The sequence below is a fragment of the Sphingomonas sp. 77B genome, from assembly GCF_056497825.1.
Window position 1 is genome coordinate 853605 of sequence record NZ_JBWMBY010000001.1, and the last position, 17054, is coordinate 870658.

At 66.0% G+C, this 17054-nt stretch carries 18 protein-coding genes and 1 tRNA gene; 9 read left to right on the top strand and 10 right to left on the bottom strand.

The annotated features are described in order from the left end of the window. Positions 1-21: 21 nt before the first annotated feature. Together AC1GI4_RS03925 and AC1GI4_RS03930 are read left to right on the top strand one after the other, a co-directional pair. Entirely contained in the window at positions 22-1074 is a 1053-nt protein-coding gene (locus AC1GI4_RS03925; protein WP_479628629.1) for a type III polyketide synthase, read from the top strand. Next, positions 1071-1589, top strand: a complete 519-nt coding sequence (locus tag AC1GI4_RS03930) for an isoprenylcysteine carboxyl methyltransferase family protein (RefSeq protein WP_479628630.1) — start codon at positions 1071-1073, stop codon at positions 1587-1589. Before AC1GI4_RS03925 ends, AC1GI4_RS03930 begins: the two co-directional genes overlap by 4 nt. On the opposite strand, the gene AC1GI4_RS03935 is transcribed toward AC1GI4_RS03930, so the two are convergent. After that, a complete protein-coding gene (locus AC1GI4_RS03935) occupies positions 1552-1791 on the bottom strand; it encodes a hypothetical protein (protein ID WP_479628631.1) in 240 nt (79 codons plus the stop codon). The genes AC1GI4_RS03930 and AC1GI4_RS03935 overlap by 38 nt on opposite strands. A 539-nt stretch (positions 1792-2330) precedes the next feature. Further along, the gene (locus AC1GI4_RS03940) at positions 2331-3209 is read right to left on the bottom strand and encodes a LysR family transcriptional regulator (RefSeq protein WP_479628632.1); all 879 of its coding nucleotides are present in this window, start codon (positions 3207-3209) and stop codon (positions 2331-2333) included. An 89-nt stretch (positions 3210-3298) separates the two neighbouring features. On the opposite strand from AC1GI4_RS03940, the gene AC1GI4_RS03945 reads away from it, so the two are divergent. The 4 genes from AC1GI4_RS03945 (at position 3299) to AC1GI4_RS03960 (ending at position 6146) form a co-directional block, all read left to right on the top strand. Beyond that, entirely contained in the window at positions 3299-4402 is a 1104-nt protein-coding gene (locus tag AC1GI4_RS03945) for an NAD-dependent epimerase/dehydratase family protein (RefSeq protein ID WP_479628633.1), read from the top strand. Positions 4403-4423: 21 nt separating this feature from the next. Continuing rightward, entirely contained in the window at positions 4424-4543 is a 120-nt protein-coding gene (locus tag AC1GI4_RS03950) for an ATP-binding cassette domain-containing protein (protein ID WP_479630345.1), read from the top strand. Positions 4544-4783: 240 nt separating this feature from the next. After that, positions 4784-5983, top strand: a complete 1200-nt coding sequence (locus AC1GI4_RS03955; protein WP_479628634.1) for an FAD-dependent oxidoreductase — start codon at positions 4784-4786, stop codon at positions 5981-5983. A 25-nt stretch (positions 5984-6008) separates the two neighbouring features. Continuing rightward, a complete protein-coding gene (locus AC1GI4_RS03960; RefSeq protein ID WP_479628635.1) occupies positions 6009-6146 on the top strand; it encodes a hypothetical protein in 138 nt (45 codons plus the stop codon). A 39-nt stretch (positions 6147-6185) separates the two neighbouring features. Here AC1GI4_RS03960 and AC1GI4_RS03965 read toward each other — a convergent pair whose 3' ends face one another. From AC1GI4_RS03965 to AC1GI4_RS03975, 3 genes are all read right to left on the bottom strand, one after another. Further along, on the bottom strand, positions 6186-8144 hold the full coding sequence (locus tag AC1GI4_RS03965) for an AAA family ATPase (protein ID WP_479628636.1): 1959 nt from the start codon (positions 8142-8144) through the stop codon (positions 6186-6188). Between the two features lie 253 nt (positions 8145-8397). After that, a complete protein-coding gene (gene rtcA, locus AC1GI4_RS03970; RefSeq protein WP_479628637.1) occupies positions 8398-9411 on the bottom strand; it encodes an RNA 3'-terminal phosphate cyclase in 1014 nt (337 codons plus the stop codon). A 27-nt stretch (positions 9412-9438) separates the two neighbouring features. Next, the gene (locus AC1GI4_RS03975; protein WP_058717031.1) at positions 9439-10665 is read right to left on the bottom strand and encodes an RtcB family protein; all 1227 of its coding nucleotides are present in this window, start codon (positions 10663-10665) and stop codon (positions 9439-9441) included. 257 nt (positions 10666-10922) lie between these two features. On the opposite strand from AC1GI4_RS03975, the gene rtcR reads away from it, so the two are divergent. Continuing rightward, a complete protein-coding gene (gene rtcR, locus AC1GI4_RS03980; RefSeq protein WP_479628638.1) occupies positions 10923-12515 on the top strand; it encodes an RNA repair transcriptional activator RtcR in 1593 nt (530 codons plus the stop codon). Positions 12516-12555: 40 nt separating this feature from the next. Here rtcR and AC1GI4_RS03985 read toward each other — a convergent pair whose 3' ends face one another. After that, a complete protein-coding gene (locus AC1GI4_RS03985) occupies positions 12556-12753 on the bottom strand; it encodes a hypothetical protein (protein WP_479628639.1) in 198 nt (65 codons plus the stop codon). Positions 12754-13040: 287 nt separating this feature from the next. Here AC1GI4_RS03985 and AC1GI4_RS03990 point away from each other — a divergent pair, with 287 nt between their 5' ends. Then, complete coding sequence (locus AC1GI4_RS03990) at positions 13041-13244, top strand: hypothetical protein (RefSeq protein ID WP_479628640.1); 204 nt, start codon at positions 13041-13043, stop codon at positions 13242-13244. Here the strand turns inward: AC1GI4_RS03990 and AC1GI4_RS03995 are convergent. After that, positions 13211-13285, bottom strand: a tRNA-Gln gene (locus AC1GI4_RS03995). The genes AC1GI4_RS03990 and AC1GI4_RS03995 overlap by 34 nt on opposite strands. Before the next feature lie 63 nt (positions 13286-13348). Next, the gene (locus AC1GI4_RS04000) at positions 13349-14446 is read right to left on the bottom strand and encodes a branched-chain amino acid aminotransferase (RefSeq protein WP_479628641.1); all 1098 of its coding nucleotides are present in this window, start codon (positions 14444-14446) and stop codon (positions 13349-13351) included. A 57-nt stretch (positions 14447-14503) separates the two neighbouring features. Here AC1GI4_RS04000 and AC1GI4_RS04005 point away from each other — a divergent pair, with 57 nt between their 5' ends. Further along, entirely contained in the window at positions 14504-15001 is a 498-nt protein-coding gene (locus tag AC1GI4_RS04005) for a MarR family transcriptional regulator (protein WP_294275867.1), read from the top strand. 203 nt (positions 15002-15204) lie between these two features. Here AC1GI4_RS04005 and AC1GI4_RS04010 read toward each other — a convergent pair whose 3' ends face one another. Both AC1GI4_RS04010 and AC1GI4_RS04015 read right to left on the bottom strand, forming a co-directional pair. Continuing rightward, complete coding sequence (locus AC1GI4_RS04010) at positions 15205-16602, bottom strand: polysaccharide deacetylase family protein (RefSeq protein WP_479628642.1); 1398 nt, start codon at positions 16600-16602, stop codon at positions 15205-15207. Then, positions 16602-17054, bottom strand: a complete 453-nt coding sequence (locus AC1GI4_RS04015; RefSeq protein WP_479628643.1) for a hypothetical protein — start codon at positions 17052-17054, stop codon at positions 16602-16604. Before AC1GI4_RS04015 ends, AC1GI4_RS04010 begins: the two co-directional genes overlap by 1 nt.

Consider the following 17054-nt stretch of genomic DNA (forward strand, 5'->3'; position numbering starts at 1 on the left):
GCCCGGCTACTCGGACGATGCATGGTTCAATCGGTTGCTCTTCTGGCGCTCGCAACGCGTACGCCCCGTCATCGACTGTCCCAGGATCAGGCCCTCGCCACCGCGCGCGAGCTGATCGGCGACCGTTTCGCCGACTTCGATCGGCTGGCCCCGGTGTTCGCCAATGCGGGCATCGCCGAGCGTCAGCTGGCGATGCCGCTCGACTGGTATCGCACCCCCCGCTCCTTCGAAGAGCGGAGCGCCGCCTATCTAGACGTCGCGCTCGACCTGTTCGTCGCGGCATCCGACGGCGCGCTGGCCGAGGCGGGACTGGCGGCGGGCGATGTCGATGCGATCGTCACCGTCTCCTCGACCGGGATCGCCACGCCCAGCCTGGAGGCGCGGGCGATGGGGCGGCTGGGGTTCCGCAACGACGTACGCCGGGTGCCGGTCTTCGGCCTGGGTTGCGCGGGCGGGGCCACCGGGCTGGCGCTGGCCGCCGATCTGGCACGGGCCCGGCCGGGTTCGACCGTGCTGTTCGTGACGGTCGAGCTGTGCAGCCTGGCGCTCAGGACCAACGGCGCGGACAAGGCCGACCTGATCTCGACCGCCCTCTTCGGCGACGGCGCGGCGGCGTGCCTGCTGCGCACCGGAGCGACTGGTTTCGCAAACATTGTCGGCAGCGCGGAAAAGACGTGGAACGACACGCTCGACATCATGGGCTGGCGAACCGAACAGACCGGGCTGGCCGTGGTCCTGAACCGTGCGATCCCGACCTTTGTCGAACGCGAGATGCGCCAGGCCGTCACCGAAATGCTGGGCGCGCAGGGATTGGCGCTGTCGGACGTGGACCGCTTCATCTGTCATCCGGGCGGCGCACGCGTGCTGGACGCGCTGGAAAGCGCGCTGGGATTGGAACATGGCGCGATGGTGCAGGAACGCGCGGTGCTTCACGATCATGGCAACATGTCCGCGCCCACCGTGCTGTTCGTACTGGACCGCTATCGCCGTGAAGGCCTGCCGCATCGCTCGGTCCTGAGCGCGTTGGGACCCGGCTTCACGGCGTCCTCGCTGGTGCTGGAGTGTGATCGATGAACCTGCCCTATGCCATCATGGCGTTCGTCACCCTCCAGCGGCTGAGCGAACTGGTCATCGCCAAGCGCAATACGGCGCGGCTGATGGCGGCGGGCGCGCGCGAATATGGCGCCAGCCATTATCCGGTGATGGTGGCGATGCACACCGCCTGGCTGCTGGCCTTGTGGGTCAGCGTGGGCGACCGAACGGTGTCCTGGCCGCTATTGCTGGTCTTCGCGGTGCTGCAGGCCATGCGTATCTGGGTGCTGGCGACGCTGGGGCCGCGGTGGACGACGCGGATCATCGTCCTACCCGGCGCGTCGCTCGTCGCGAGGGGACCGTTCCGTTTCCTGCGCCACCCCAATTATGCGGTCGTCACCGCCGAGATCGCGGTCCTGCCCCTCACCTTCGGGCTGATCGGCATCGCCGCGGTGTTCACGGTGTTGAACGCGGCGATGCTGTACGTCCGTATCGGCACGGAGAACCGCGCGCTCGGTCTCAGCGCCGGGTCGCCGCCGCCTCCCGCTCGGCCTTGATCCGCAGCATCGCGGCGTGACAGACGGCCGAGGTCTGATCGATCTTCTGGATCATACAGCCTTCGACCTTCTTGCGGCTCATCGACTTCATCTCCATCGGGCACAGGCGCCGCGCCTCGGCCACGCAGGCCTTCTTGCCCTGATCCGACTCAGCCTGCGCCGTGGCCGCGCTCATCGCGACGGGCAACAGAACGGCGCTCACGGCGAGAATGGCATATTTCATCATAGTGACACCTCATGGCGGCGCGAAAATCGGACAGCGCCTGCACAGCCCTTCCTGATACGCGGTAGCGACAGGAAAGACGCATCGCCACTCACCTTTTCCATCCAAAAAGGCCCTCCGCGACATGAAACGGGAGAGGTGCTCGTTTTGTCGGCACAAGCTGGCGGCGCTAATAGTGGATTACCATTGGTTGCTCATGCCGCTGCAAAAACCGGCTGTCCGAAACATGCCTGGCCTAGCGTTCGCCCGCCAAGCGCAGAATGCGCTCCGATAGCGTTATCGAAGCCGGGATAGCGGCCGATCCCGTTGGTGATCTCATAACGCCGTGCCGCCTCACGCCGCGACAAACCCTCATCCTCAGACTGCCGCAATCACTCGATCGCGCAGATCATGCGAATATGCTCTCGGCGTCCATGCCGACGTCGAACGGCTAGCAGGGTCGAACTACAGCGCGACTTTTTCCAAAATCCCCGTTGCTTCCGGCAATTTGCAAACAGCTCTAAAAAATCGGGTCGGGGTCAGCGCATGAACGCTGTCGCCAACATGTCGAATACGACACGACATCGCCTGATGCGCTTCAAATCCTCGTGCATCACGATCCAGATAGGCAAAGGCAGGTCCAGCGCATCGGCGAGGATACGCACCAGCGCCGGATCGCGCTTGGCGACGACTGCCTGGCAAATGCCGATCCCGAACCCCGCCTGGATGGCCGCGAACTGCGCCGCGTCATTGTCGACCCGCAAGGCGAACGCCGACCGATCGATACCCGGCAGGTGCCGCATGGCCGCGCGGATGAAATCCGTCTCGGTATCGAAGCCGATCAGGTCGTGGCCGGACAGGTCGGCCAGTATTTTCGGCACCCCGCGCCGGTCGAGATAATCGCGGTGCGCATGGAAACCGAGACGAACATCCCCGACATGGCGGGCGACCAGGGCTTTCTGGGTCGGCGTGAACATCCGCACCGCTATGTCGGCATGGCGTTGGAGCAGATCATCGGGCTGATCGGACAGTGTCAATTCGATCGTCAGTTCGGGATGCGCCCGGCGGAGATCCGCCAGGATCGGTGGCAGGTGCATGACGCCGACTGACTGACTGGCGCTGATCCGCACGACACCGGAGACGGCATCCGGATCGCCGCTACCCGATCGCCGTAGCGCCGCCGCGGCGGCGACCAGCGCATCGGCATGGGGGCGCAGCGACAACGCATGATCGGTCGGCGACAACCCTCGTTGCGAGCGGACGAACAACTTGCCATCGATCGCCTGTTCGAGCGCATCGATATGGCGGGCGATGCCCGGTTGCGTCATGCCGAGCGCCCGAGCCGCCCCGGACAAGGATCCCTCGCGCAGCACGGCGGCGAAACTGCGATAGACGTCCCAGCTCGGTTCGTTGCTCATCGATTTCCGTATAGCAGCTTGTCGCTTTTCAACAATTCCCGTTGCATCAAACCTCACCCATCATCGCCGCCATAACGATGGAGGCGATGATGACACAGCGAACAGCCCTGATCCTGGGCGCTACCGGAGGTATCGGCGGAGCGATGGCCCGGCGACTGCTTGCCGCCAATTGGACCGTCCGGGCTCTAATCCAAGGCGATACCGCCCGCCTCCCTAAGGGATGCATCGGCGTGACGGGCGATGCGCTGAATCCGGCGGCCGTGATGGCCGCAGCCATGGGAGCGGACGTCATCGTCCATGCCGTGAACCCGCCGGGCTATCGCGACTGGGAGAAGCTGGTCCTGCCGATGATCGACAGCACGCTGGCGGCGGCGAAGGCGAGCGGCGCCCGTATCCTATTGCCGGGGACGGTCTATAATTTCGGCACGGATGCCTTTCCAAGGATCGCCGAAGATGCCCCGCAGCATCCGCATACCCGCAAGGGCGCGATCCGCGTCGAACTGGAACGGCGCCTGGAAGCCGCCGCCGACGCTGGCGACGCCAGGGTCCTGATCGTCCGCGCGGGCGACTTCTTCGGCCCGGGCGCCGCGAACAACTGGTTCGGTCAGGGACTGATTACACCCGGTTCGCGCCCCCGCGTGATCCGTAATCCCGGAACGCGCGGCGTGGGTCATCAATGGGCCTACCTGCCCGACGTCGCCGAGACGATGGCGCGGCTGCTCGACTGCCCGAACCTCCCGGCCTTCGCGCGTTTTCACATGGACGGACATTGGGACCCGGACGGCCGCCAGATGGTCGAGGCGATTGCCCGCGTGCTCGGTGACCCAGCCGTGCCGATCCGCCCCCTGCCCTGGTGGCAGCTTCGCTTGGCCGCGCTGCTCGCCACGACGCCGCGCGAGTTGATGGAGATGCGCTATCTCTGGCGACAGCCGGTGCGCCTGGCGAACGATCGTCTGGTGGCGGAACTCGGGCAGGAACCCCACACGCCCCTCGCCGACGCGGTTCGCGTGACACTGGCGGGCCTCGGCTGTCTCCAACATCGGGTGACGCGACCATGCACGACTGGAAGATCAGCGCCACCCGCCCTGCCCTTTCCGTCCACCACGATATCTATGTCGAGCTTCCTCACGCTCTCCAACCTCTCCGCCGCCACGCCTGACGGTCGACCGCTCGTCCATGATCTGACTTTGTAGGTCGGTGCTGAGCGTACCGGCCTGGTCGAGCGCAACGGATCGGGCAAGTCGACGCTGCTGCACATCGTCGCAGGCGAAGCGCTTCCCTCGTCCGGCACGGTCCACCGCGCGGGCACGGTCAATCGGCCTGCCCGGCTTTAGCACGGCGGGGATAGCGTCGTCCCGGCGCTCAGTGTCCACAGCCAGCTGTCGATCCTGACCAGGATCGAAGCCGGGGATGCACTAAGGCGGACTTCGACACCGCCGACTGGGTACTGCCAGCCGCGATCGATAGGAAGCCTGTCCGGCGGTGAGCGGACGTCGGTCGGCATAGAGCAGTCCGTGGCCATCGCCAGCATCAAAGAGGATGCCGTCACGCCAAAGCTCGGTTAAGCTGGTGCGATGCAGCGTCTTCATATTGCCATAGCGGGCTGTGGCCCGGCCGGTCTCGCCACGGCGTTGTTGCTGCATCGCGACGGCCACCATGTCACGTTGTTCGAGCGGTTCGATGCGCCCCGCCCGGTGGGATCGGGGCTCATGATCCAGCCGACCGGCTTTGCCGTTCTGCGCGAACTCGGGCTGGCCGATACGTTGCTCGGCCACGGTGCGCGCATCGATCGGCTCCATGGCGAGGCGGGAAGCAGCGGCCGGGTCGTCCTCGACGTTCGCTATGCCGCGCTCGGCAAAGACGCAGGGTTCGGGATCGGCGTCCACCGCTCAACCTTGTTCGCCATGCTGCATGAGGCCGTCACTGCCGAGCGGATCGCCATCGAAACCGGATGCGCGGTGACAGGGAGCGAATTGGCAGCAGATGACCGCCGACTTCTGCTCTTGGAGAGTGGCCGTCGCATCGGGCCGTTCGACCTGATCGTCGATGCGCTCGGCACGCGGACGCCGCTGGCGCCACCCTGTGGTCGCCAACTCGCCTATGGTGCGCTCTGGGGCACGTTGGACTGGCCGGATAATGCCGGTTTCGATCCAGGCACGCTCGAACAGCGCTATCGGCGGGCGAGCGTGATGGTCGGCGTTCTGCCTATCGGCCGGTTTCCCGGCGGCATGCGCCTTCAGGCCGCGCTATTCTGGTCGTTGCGCGCGGATCGGCTGGCCGAATGGCATATGGCGGGAATCGATGCCTGGAAGGCCCAGGTAGCCGCACTATGGCCAGCAACGCGAGGATTGCTCGATCAGATTCGATCGGCCGATCAACTCGCCTTCGCCCATTATGCACACCGCACGTTATCGACGCCTGCGGAGGCGGGCATGATCCACATCGGCGATGCCTGGCATTCTGCCAGCCCGCAACTGGGCCAAGGCGCGAACATGGCGCTGCTCGATGCCTATGCCCTGGCGCTAGCGTTGCGACGATCACCGGATGTCGCGGCGGCACTCGGTTCGGCGGTCTCGATGCGGCGGCGGCACGTCCGCCTGTACCAAGCACTGACCGCGCTGCTCACCCCCGTGTACCAGTCCGACAGCCGTACGATCCCATTCGTGCGCGACCGCATCGTCGGGCCCTTGTCCAAGCTCTGGCCAGCCACCCGCATCCAGGCAGCGACGGTCAGCGGGCTCATCGGCAATCCGCTGAAGCCGCTGTTCGGTTAGCAAGTCTGCGCGCTGGAATGGACGAATGCAACGTATCGCACCGACGGAAGGCTACCATTCCATCATCCTAAAAGCGGACACTGACACGGGTCGCCACCTCAAACAGGCGTTCGAGGCCGCCGTGCTGGCGCGGGCGCCCAAGACAGACCGGGCCGCGTTCTGACGATCGAGCGGGGTGGCAGCGGCCACCCCGCCCATCGAATCAAAAGCCAAGTCGCACCGATTGGCCAGGCTTCACGGCTACCTCCGCGCGCAGCCGTTCAACCAGTTCCAGCGCATCCGCCGCTGGCCAGTGACGCAACTGGCGCACGACCACCGCGAAGTCGCCGGGAGTCAGCCCCTCTACCATGCCAAGGCATGCCGGGGCGGGCTCTCCGAAAAAACGCAGGAAGGCGGCGGCGGCGCGCTCTGCCCCGAGCGGTTTCAGCCGGAGTTTAAAGACGAACCGCCGCAATGTCGCCGGGTCCAGCCCCGCCTCATGGTTCGTCGCCGCGACGACCGGCAACGGATGCAAGTCGAGCCATGTCAGCAGTTCGTTGACCTGCCCCACTTCCCAACTCGTTCGCGCGGTGCTGCGGTCGAACAGCAGCGAGTCCGCCTCGTCGAACAATAGCACAGCCTCCCGCCGCCGCGCCTCGGCAAAGGCGTCGGCGATCTGCGCCTCGGTCTCGCCGACCCATTTGGACAGCAGGTCGGACGCCCGCTTGACCAGCAGCGGCCGGTCGAGCGCCCGTGCCAGATGATGCGCAAAGGCGGTCTTGCCGGTGCCCGGCGGGCCCGTCAGTAGCAGCGACACGTCGCTTGCCCCGCCATTTGCCATGGCTGCGAACAGGCGATCGACCGGCCGATCGGTCTCGAACAGGTCGAGGTCGAACGCGGCCGGGCCGGGCGGCGGCAGCGTGCCACCGCGTAGCGCCCGCACCAGCGCCTCGGCTGCGACGGTGCCGCCATCTTCTTCACCGGCCAGTTTACCCGCACGCGCCGCCATGCGCAGGACGGTCGCCGCTTCGGGCGCGGCGTCGAGCAGGGTGGAAAAGCCCGGACCGGGCGTCACCTGCTCCTCCCGCGCCACCCGGTCGAGCATCGCCGCTGCCGCCGCCCGCGACGGCAGGTCTAGCCGCAGCACGAAGCTCATCCGCCGCAGTATCGCCGCATCGACATTGCCGATCGCGTTGGTCGTCCAGATCACCGGCACCGGGTTGGCCTCCAGCAGCCGGTTGACGAAGACCTTGCTGCCCTCGCGCCGGCTGAACCAGTCGCCACCCGTGGACGGGCTGGCATCGCCGATCAGGTCCTCCATCTCGTCGAACAGCAGCACCGCTGGTCCCCGCCCGCCGAGCAGACGTTGTGCCAAGGCCAGCGCCGCGACGCGCTCCCACCGACGCGGTTCCTCGCCGTCTTCGTCCGCCTCACCCACACCGTGCAGCACCGCGCCTGCCGCCGCCGCCAGCGTCCGCGCGAGTTCGGTCTTGCCGGTGCCAGGCGGGCCGTAGATCAGGATGTTGACCCCCGCCGCCGCCTCGCCCAGCGCACCGCGCAGCAGGCGGACGAGGAAGTCGATCGGTTCGACATGCGCAAAGGCGTCGAGCCCCAGCGTGGCCGCCTGCCGCCGACCGACCAGCGTGTCGAGCATCGCCTCTTCGCTTGCCGGAGCCCGGTCGAGCAGACGTTGCAAGGTCCAGCGGATCTCGACATCCGCCTCACCCTCGCGGGTTGCCGTGAAGCAAGCCAAGCCCAGCCGCGTGACCGCACCCCGCCGCGCCGCGCGGTCCGCGTCCTCCGCACCCGCCCCGGCCATCTCGCCGAGGAGTTGCGGCAGATCATGCCCGTGACGGCTGAGCAATCGCACCAAGGCACCGACGCGCGGCAAGCGGTCGCACGCGACTATGAGCCGCAGCAGGGCTGCATCGATCGGCGACAATCCCAGCAACTGCGCCAGCGTGGCCGCCAGTTCGAGCGCCTCCGCCCGCACCGGTCCCCCGCGCGGAGCAGCGAGACCCGTGAGAAGGGTTTCCCAACTCCATTCGCCTTCCATGTCGGGCAGCAGCCAGGGCCGATGCGGCTCCGCCCATTCCAGCAGCGCCTTGGCGAGCGCTGCCGTGGCGGGCAACGCGCCCGCCGTCCGGAGCATCAGGCCCCGGACGATACCCAGTTCGTCCATGTCGTATCCACGAGTCTCTCAGGCCGACGGCGCAAGCGCGCGTCGACGTCATTCCTGTCGAAAGGGTGAGGTGCGGCGGGGGCGGATGCCGGCCCGCCGCCAACGTCGTGGGACGTTTACGCGAAAGGCCGGAGACCGCCGACCCGTGCACCGCAATAGGCGGCAAGGTCGAACACAACATGTCTCCGTATGGCCCGCCGGTTGGTGCGGGCTCGAGGGGCAGATAGCAGAAAGTCGTTACGCTCGCAATCCGTCAGGCGATCGTCAAGGTATGCGCTCCTCCTGCCTGCTGCTCGAACCGGGTGCGCCGCCCGGTGAAGCGCTCGATCACCGTCGCCGCCGTGCGGGCATGCTCGCTCGGCTTGACCGTGGTGAACACGCCGCCCCCCGCCAAGGCCATCGGCAACAGCAACTGGTCGGCGAGATACGGCCCGGCAAAGGCCTCGCACCCCAGATAGCCGCGCATCCGCCCCACCGCCGTCTTCGCAACCCGTTCCGCCGTCACGCCCAGTTGGGCGAAACCACTGACAATCTCGGTGACATGCTCGAACTTCGCCTCCAGTAACAGGATGTTGCCCGGCCCCTGATCGACCGGCAACTCGCGCATGAAGCATTCGCGCTCCGACCAGTCGAACGCCTTGCGGACAACGGCGATCTCGCGTTCGGCGATCGACATGGGCAGCCCGGCGAACAGCGCGCAGGCCGACACGCCCAGCGCCTCACCCCGCGTCAGGCATTCGATCGGCCGGAGCGGGCCGGGGTTGATCTCCACCTCGATCCGCCCACCACCGCGCGGGTAGAAACCATGCCGGACCAGCCGCGCCTCCACCTGCCCGCCCATCCGCCGGACGACGGACAAGAAGCTGCGCTGGATGAACTCGAACGGCGGGGCCAGCATGTTGTGGGTCCCGCCCTCCAGCACCAGACGCGACGGACCGTCGGCGAGCAGCAGCGGCATCAGCACCGTCTGCAACACCAGCCCCGTCGATGCCGCCGTACCGACCGAAAAGCGATAGTCGCCCGCCATAACCCGGCCGGGACGGAAGGTCAGGTCGGACGCTCCAACAACCAGCCCCTCGCACGTCGCATTGCCGATCGCGCACGCCGCCTCGATCGCGGTGACATGCTGACGCATCAACCCCGGCTTCGACCGCTTGGCGCGGACATTCGTGATGCGGATCGGCTCCCCGGTGACGAGCGACAACGCGCACGCATTGCGCACGACCTGTCCCCCGCCTTCGCCCTCGCTGCCATCAATCTCGATCATGATATTTACTCTGACCAATGGTGTGCGTCACCCTTTGACGCACACCACCTGTTTCAACGTGTGGACGATCTCAACCAGATCGGCCTGGGCGGCCATCACAGCTTCGATCGGCTTATAGGCCTTGGGCGTCTCGTCGATCACGCCCTCGTCCTTGCGGCATTCGACACCGGCGGTGTCGGCGATATGCTCGTCGAGCGTCACCAGCTTCTTGGCCGCCGTCCGGCTCATCACCCGACCCGCGCCGTGGCTGCAGCTATCGAACGAGTCCGGGTTGCCGAGCCCACGGACGATGAACGACTTGGCGCCCATCGATCCGGGGATGATCCCCATCACGCCCTTGGCCGCACGCACCGCGCCCTTGCGGGTCACCAGCACGTTCTCGCCGAAGTGGTTTTCGCGCGTGACGTAATTGTGGTGACAGTTGACCGCCTCCAACTCCGCCTCGAACGGCTTGGCGATGACCTTGCGCAGGGCGGCGATGACGTTGGTCATCATCATCCGCCGATTGAGCGCCGCATAATCCTGCGCCCAGCCGACCGCCTCGACATAATCGTCGAAATGGTCGGTCCCTTCCGGGAAGTACGCCAGGTCCTCATCCGGCAGGTTCAGGTGCCATTTGCGCATGTCCTGCTTGGCCAGTTCGATGAAGAAGGTGCCGATCGCATTGCCGACCCCGCGCGATCCCGAGTGCAGCATCACCCACACTCGCGCCTCTTCGTCGAGGCACAGCTCGATAAAGTGGTTGCCGGTGCCCAGCGTCCCCAGATGCACGAGGTTGTTCGTGTTCTTGAGCCGCGGGTGCTTCTCGCAAATCCGGTCGAACCGTTGGACGAGCGTCGCCCACGCCGAGACGATCGCGGGCGGCGGCGAGCCCCAACTCCCATTGTCGCGCTTGCCCCGGCCGACGCTGCGGCCATGCGGCACCGCCTGCTCGATCGCCGAGCGCACGCCCTCGAGATGATCAGGCAGGTCGCTCGCCATCAGCGAGGTCCGCGCCGCCATCATCCCGCAGCCGATGTCAACACCGACCGCCGCCGGAATGACCGCGCCCTTGGTCGGGATCACCGAACCCACCGTCGCACCGATGCCGACATGGACGTCGGGCATGGCGGCGACATGCTTGAAGATGAACGGCATCTGCGCCGCCCGCGCCAATTGCGCCCGCGCGCCGTCCTCGACCGGCACGCCCCGCGTCCAGGCCTTGATCGGCACCCCGCCGGGGACGTCGGTGTATTCGTAAGCGGTGGCGGTCATTGTCTAACTCCTCGGACTTACCTGTGAGGCGGCCGGCCTATTCCGGCCGCCTCTGCCGCGTGTCGGACCGCTCGATACCATGCGATCCGACAAATATGGCTCTGCGAGGAGCGTGCCAAATGCCGCGCGACCGTCGAAAATCATGCCTATCCACTTCGTAATTGAGGATTTTGCCGACACTTCGATCATGAGCGGGTTGATCCATTCCTCAAGTGGTTACGATCGACATGGATCGTCGTTTATCCTAACGTATCGCCATGAAGCCCACTGTCGCTATCGGTTTCCTTGGCTCGACGCTCGATGCCGCTAAGTTCGACGCCGGGCGGTGGAACCGATGGCGGCCGACGGTCGGCCTCACCATGCACGAAGACCTGCGGGTCGACCGGCTCGTCCTGATCCACGGGACTCAGCATGCGCGCCTTGCCGCATTCGTGGCGCTCGACATCGCCTCCGTGTCGCCGGAAACGCGGGTCGAGATGCAGGTGATGGACTTCGCCGACCCATGGGACTTCGAGGAGGTCTATGGAAAGCTGCTCGACTTCGCGCGGGCCTATCCGTTCGATCCGGATGCGGAAGACTATCTCGTCCACATCACGACCGGCACGCACGTCGCGCAGATCTGCCTGTTCCTGCTGACCGAGGCGCATTATCTGCCGGGTCGGCTGCTTCAGACACAGCCTGCCCGTGGGTCTGGCGGCGCGGCGGGGACGTGGAACATCATCGACCTCGACCTGTCGCGCTACGACAGCATCGCCACGCGGTTCGCCGCCGACAGCGCCGAGAGCACCAGCTTCCTGAAATCTGGCATCGACACCCGCAACGCCGCCTTCAACGCGATGATCGACGAGATCGAGCAGGTCGCGGTCCGCAGCCGCGCACCCTTGCTGCTGATGGGTCCGACCGGCGCGGGCAAGAGCCAGCTCGCCCGGCGCATCTATGAGTTGAAACGGGTCAAGCGGCAGGTGAAGGGTCCGCTGGTCGAGGTAAACTGCGCGACGCTGAAGGGTGACAGCGCGATGTCGGCCCTGTTCGGCCACCGCAAGGGCGCCTTCACCGGCGCCGCTGCGGATCGTGCCGGGCTGCTGCGCACGGCGGACACCGGCGTGCTGTTCCTCGACGAGATCGGCGAACTCGGCCTTGACGAACAGGCGATGATCCTCCGCGCGATCGAGGACAAGCGCTTCCTCCCCGTGGGCGCCGACCGCGAAGTCGACAGCGACTTCCAACTGATCGCCGGCACCAACCGCGACCTTGCCGCCTGCGTGGCGGCGGGGACGTTCCGCGACGACCTGTATGCGCGGCTCAATCTCTGGACGTTCGCGCTGCCCGGCCTTGCCGAGCGCCGCGAGGATATCGCGCCCAACCTCGACTATGAGCTCGATCGCCACGCCGAGCGTGAGGGCGACCGCATCACCTTCAACAAGGAAGCGCGCGATCGCTATCTTGCCTTCGCGACCAGTGCCGAGGCGCGCTGGCCGGGCAACTTCCGCGACCTCGCCGCCAGCGTCACCCGCATGGCGACCTTCAGTCCGTCGGGACGGATCAACGTCGACTGCGTCACCGCTGAGATCGCGCGGCTCAAGCGCCTATGGACGAGCGGGTCGGACGCACCCGATACACTCGCCGGACTGATGTCGCCGGAGCAGTTGGAGGCGCTCGACCCGTTCGATCGGGTCCAACTGGCGCATGTCGTCGCAACATGCCGGGTCAGCCGCTCCTTGTCCGAAGCCGGCCGCACCCTGTTCGCCGCATCCCGCCGTCAGCGCACCTCGACCAACGACGCCGATCGCCTGCGCAAATATCTGGCGCGGTTCGATCTGAGCTGGACCGACGTGATGGGCGATCGCTGACCGTGTAGGATAAGGGGCGGCTGATGCCGCCCCGTGCCGCTCAGGCCGCCGCCGTGATCCTGCTCCATCCCGTGCGGAAGGCGCTGATCTCGTCCGCCCAGAGGCGATGCGCCGTGTCCACGAGATCGGGATACTCACCGGCCCATCCGCTCGGCAGATGCTGCCGCGCCAATACGCAGAGGTGAACATGCTGACGGGCGACACGGAGTCCGTCACCGGCGAAGTGCAGCACTGCCATCGTTGACAGGCGGCAACAGCCCGCCAGATGAACCGCCGCATAGGCCACGCCATGTCGAGCCCGTCCCGCTCGCTGAAAGCGCTGCTAGATCCGCAGCCGCGCACAGCCGCGAGGATCCTGACACGCAATGGAAAGCCATAGGAATCAGTCGATTTTGACCACCGCTGGCGCGAGACCTTGCAGAAGGCGGATCGCAACGGCCTACATTTCCACGACCTGCGCGGCAACACGTGCACGGTCCCGATGCAAGCAGGCGCCACGCTATCCGAAATCGCCGCGATACTTGGATGGACCATCTCAACGATCGCCCGAATGCGAAACCTTTACCAGGCGATAGCCGCCTTGCGCAGCGATTCTGCGGTCGCAACCCTGGAAGCCGGATAAACGAAATTGTGGAAGAGGGCGCGGAACACCGCGCCCCGCAAACCGAAATCGATGGAAAATCCAGTGATTTCAATGGCTGGGGCGGCAGGATTCGAACCTGCGTATGACGGTACCAAAAACCGTTGCCTTACCGCTTGGCGACGCCCCAGTGGAGAGGCGCGCCTTATACCCGGCGCGCCGCACTTGAAAAGCCCCAAAACAGGGGAAATCGTCAGCCGAGGCGGCGCATCCAGCCATGCGGGTCGGGGGCTTGGCCGCGCTGGATCGATACCAGCTGCTCGCGCAGGCGCGTGGTCAGCTGGCCGGGGCCGCCGCTGCCAATGGTGAAGCGGCCCGCGGGCTCGGCGACGCTGCCGATCGGGGTGACGACGGCGGCGGTGCCGCAGGCGAAGGCCTCGACCAGGCGGCCGCTGGCGGCGTCGGCGCGCCAATGGTCGATGGCATAGGGTTCCTCGCGCACGGTCAGACCCTGCGCCCGCGCGATCGTCAGGATCGAATCGCGGGTGATGCCGGGCAGGATCGTGCCGGTCAGCGGCGGGGTGACGAGGCTGCCATCGTCGAACACAAAGAAGACGTTCATGCCGCCCAGCTCCTCGACCCAGCGGCGCTCGACCGCGTCGAGGAAGACGACCTGGTCGCAACCATTGGCGATCGCCTCCTTCTGGGCGAGCAGGCTGGCGGCGTAATTGCCGCCGCACTTGGCTGCGCCGGTGCCGCCGGGGGCGGCACGGGTATAGCCCTGGCTCACCCAGATCGACACGGCAGGCGCGCCGCCCTTGAAATAGGCGCCAACCGACGAGGCGATGACCATATAGAGATATTCGGCGGACGGCTTCACGCCCAGGAACACTTCGCTCGCGAACATGAAGGGGCGCAGATAGAGCGCGCCGCCATCCTGTTCGGGGATCCAGTTGCGCTCGATCTCGACCAGTCGCTCGACCGACTCCAGGAACAAGTTTTCGGGCAGCTCGGGCATCGCCATGCGTCGCGCCGAATCCTGGAAGCGGCGGGCATTGGCCTCGGGCCGGAACAGCGCGGTGCCGCCATCGGCCAGGCGATAGGCCTTCATGCCCTCGAAAATCTCCTGCGCATAATGCAGGACCGAAGCGGCCGGATCCAGCTGGAGCGGCGCGCGCGCGGTGATCTGCGCATCGTGCCAGCCCTTGTCGTCGCTGTAGCGGATCAGCGCCATGTGATCGGTGAACACCCGGCCGAAACCCGGATCGACCAAACGTGCCGCCCGCTCGCTCGCTGCGACCGGCGTCGCAGAAGGATCGAAACGAAACGTAAGGGCTTGGGGCGCTTCCATGGTCATCTCTCTGTTTTGGGTTGCCGTGGCCTAGGGCGTGTGAGTAGACGGGTCAACATGGCTGCCTCTAACCAGTCCGCATCGGCACAGTTTCTCCGTGAACCAGAACTCCGCAGGGGTATGGAATTGCTGTATTTCGGCAATAGCCACCTCGTGCGCTCGATCGATCGCGGCCTCGCCGCGCAAGGGCTGGGCCGTGCCCATCACCGGGCGCTGTATTTCATGGCGCGCAAGCCCGACATGACGGTCAGCGAGCTGTTGTCGCTGCTGGCGATCACCAAACAGTCGCTGGGCCGCGTGCTCAACGAACTGGCGACGCGCGACCTGGTCGAGACGCGGCCCGGCGATCGCGACCGGCGGCAAAGGCTGCTCCGGCTGACGCCTGCCGGAGCGGCGATGGAGGCCGAGCTGTTCGATGCGCTGCGCGAGAAGCTGTCCAAGGCTTATGCGCGCGCAGGGCAACAGGCGGTGACCGGGTTCTGGACGGTGCTGGAAGGGTTCATCCCCGAGAATGAGCGCGCCCGGATCGAGGATTTGCGGTCCAACGACGGCTGAGGGCGACTGCTTCCTTGCTGATTTTCCTGCCCACAAAGGGAGTTGGCAGGCCGGAGGCTAGAGCAAGATGACATGAGATGAACTCACCCCTCCCCTTCAGGGGAGGGGCCGGGGGTGGGGCGCCTCCGCTGAAGCGGGACAAGAGAAGCTGGAGTCTTTGACAAGACAACCTAGAGCATTCTCATTCCCGCTTCAGAGCCCGATCAGGGCGTTTCCAAATCCTCGACCGTGACGACGTCGATGCTCGCCCGATTGGCGTCGAGGTACGCTAGGAGCTGGTCGAACGCCCCCTGCCAGTTCGACATCGATCCCGATAGGCCGTCATGAAAGACTAGGAAGCCAACGCCCTTTTGCGCGATCGCCCGATCGACATGGTTCTTCCAATAGGTGGTGAAGATAGCGCTGTTGTTGCCCCACTGAAATTCCCCGGCTCCCATCGCCCGAATGCGCATGGGATCGCCCCACGGGTACGTCTCGACCAGGTTGAACTCGCCAAAATAATAGGCCCGCATCGAGCGATAGGACTGTCGAAAGGCCGGGTACGCGATCATGTCCGTCACGCCGACGTTGCTATAATAGGAGCCTGTGTTGCCGCCGCTTAGACCCCAGGCGTTCTGTAGATTGCGCAGCTTCGCAATGTCGGCCGTGCGCTGGTCGGCCGACATGACGTCGATGCCGCCGGGGCCGGTCGCCGCCTCGGTCGAATAGGCCTGACTTGCGATTTGCCATCCCAGATTGTCGTGGAGGGTCTTAATCGTCGTGACCGAGAGCCTGCCCGCGCGCCCCGCATCGATCGCAGGCGACAGGTACAGCACACCGCGAAAGCCGTAGCGGGCGAGCGCGCGCGACGCATAGGCGATCGTCGCGGGATACTGGTCGTCGAAGCTAATGATGAACTTCGCTTTCGTCAGCCCATTCGCGACGACCTCGACGTTCCCCACGGCCAATGCGGTGCTGGTCGCGGAATTGGGGGCGACTTCGACCATAGCCCAGGTCAGCGCTGAAAGATTTGCCCCCGTCCCCGTCGCCGTGAAAGCCGAAACAGGCACAGTGAAGCTCCCCCACCTCTGCTCGCCACCTTTCTGCCCTTCGCGGATCAACGAGGCGGCGTTGTAGACGTGGTAATTCGCGCCGGGGCTGCCGGGGCTCCCCTCCGAATACAGGCGGATTTTGAAGTCACCGAGACGAGGGTCGACCCCGCTGATCGGCTTGGTCCAGAAGCGGATCAGCTGCCCGGCTGCAGGGACCGCCGTGGCCTGCACGGCCGCCGGTCGCAGTGATCGCGTCCCGAATCCCGCCATGGTCAGCGTCAGGCGGGTGTCTCCGTAAAGCGGATCTGCGGCGACATCGCTGGCATCGCTGGGCGGACTGGTCAGACGGCTGACCTGATCGAAGGACGCCAGCACGCCGATAGGCGTCGCGATGCGATAGCGCTGATAGGCACGCCCGCCGACCGCAGGCCCCTTATCTCCATCGGCGGGCGCTTGCGGCCAATCGGGACTGGGCAATGCGCCGCCAGGCGCGGGCGGCGGCACCACGACCTGGGCGACGACGGGCGAAGTGAGAAGAAAGGCGGCCAGTGCCGCGATGATCTTGCGCATCAGGGAACCCTCGAAAGAATGACGTTGCAGCCGGTGGTGGATGTCAGTGCGACGTCGACGACCTGACCGGACCCGAACTGGAGCAATGTTCCAGCGGTATCCGGGCTGGATTTGGTGGTCAGCGTGACCATCGTCGCGCCGTCAGGAGCGCGATATCGGAGCGCGATGGAACCATAGCCCGTACACAGTTGCGTCAGGATATAGTTGCCGCCGTACAGCGTGGCGGGACCAGACGGTGCGTTGGCCGTTGCCAGCGGGACCGATTGATCGCGCGCGGCTGGACCAACCGGCGTACCGTCCTTGTCGACTGTAACCGTGACAGACGGAGTGATATAGCTGCCGTCCGGTAAGGTGATCGGCATGACGGCTGGCGAATTGATGACCGCCCCCGCACGCTTCACCTGCGCGGCCGCTGGCGCGGCGACCGCCGCCAAAGCCAGAGCCGCGCACAA

Coding starts and splice junctions, on each gene's coding strand:
- AC1GI4_RS03945 (WP_479628633.1), top strand. CDS start 3,299: ATGACACAGCGAACAGCCCTGATCCTGGGCGCTACCGGAGGTATCGGC.
- rtcR (WP_479628638.1), top strand. CDS start 10,923: ATGAAGCCCACTGTCGCTATCGGTTTCCTTGGCTCGACGCTCGATGCC.
- AC1GI4_RS03955 (WP_479628634.1), top strand. CDS start 4,784: ATGCAGCGTCTTCATATTGCCATAGCGGGCTGTGGCCCGGCCGGTCTC.
- AC1GI4_RS04010 (WP_479628642.1), bottom strand. CDS start 16,602: ATGCGCAAGATCATCGCGGCACTGGCCGCCTTTCTTCTCACTTCGCCC.
- AC1GI4_RS03985 (WP_479628639.1), bottom strand. CDS start 12,753: ATGGCAGTGCTGCACTTCGCCGGTGACGGACTCCGTGTCGCCCGTCAG.
- AC1GI4_RS04005 (WP_294275867.1), top strand. CDS start 14,504: ATGGCTGCCTCTAACCAGTCCGCATCGGCACAGTTTCTCCGTGAACCA.
- AC1GI4_RS03965 (WP_479628636.1), bottom strand. CDS start 8,144: ATGGACGAACTGGGTATCGTCCGGGGCCTGATGCTCCGGACGGCGGGC.
- AC1GI4_RS03940 (WP_479628632.1), bottom strand. CDS start 3,209: ATGAGCAACGAACCGAGCTGGGACGTCTATCGCAGTTTCGCCGCCGTG.
- AC1GI4_RS03960 (WP_479628635.1), top strand. CDS start 6,009: ATGCAACGTATCGCACCGACGGAAGGCTACCATTCCATCATCCTAAAA.
- AC1GI4_RS03925 (WP_479628629.1), top strand. CDS start 22: ATGGTTCAATCGGTTGCTCTTCTGGCGCTCGCAACGCGTACGCCCCGT.
- rtcA (WP_479628637.1), bottom strand. CDS start 9,411: ATGATCGAGATTGATGGCAGCGAGGGCGAAGGCGGGGGACAGGTCGTG.
- AC1GI4_RS03990 (WP_479628640.1), top strand. CDS start 13,041: ATGGACCATCTCAACGATCGCCCGAATGCGAAACCTTTACCAGGCGAT.
- AC1GI4_RS03975 (WP_058717031.1), bottom strand. CDS start 10,665: ATGACCGCCACCGCTTACGAATACACCGACGTCCCCGGCGGGGTGCCG.
- AC1GI4_RS03930 (WP_479628630.1), top strand. CDS start 1,071: ATGAACCTGCCCTATGCCATCATGGCGTTCGTCACCCTCCAGCGGCTG.
- AC1GI4_RS04000 (WP_479628641.1), bottom strand. CDS start 14,446: ATGGAAGCGCCCCAAGCCCTTACGTTTCGTTTCGATCCTTCTGCGACG.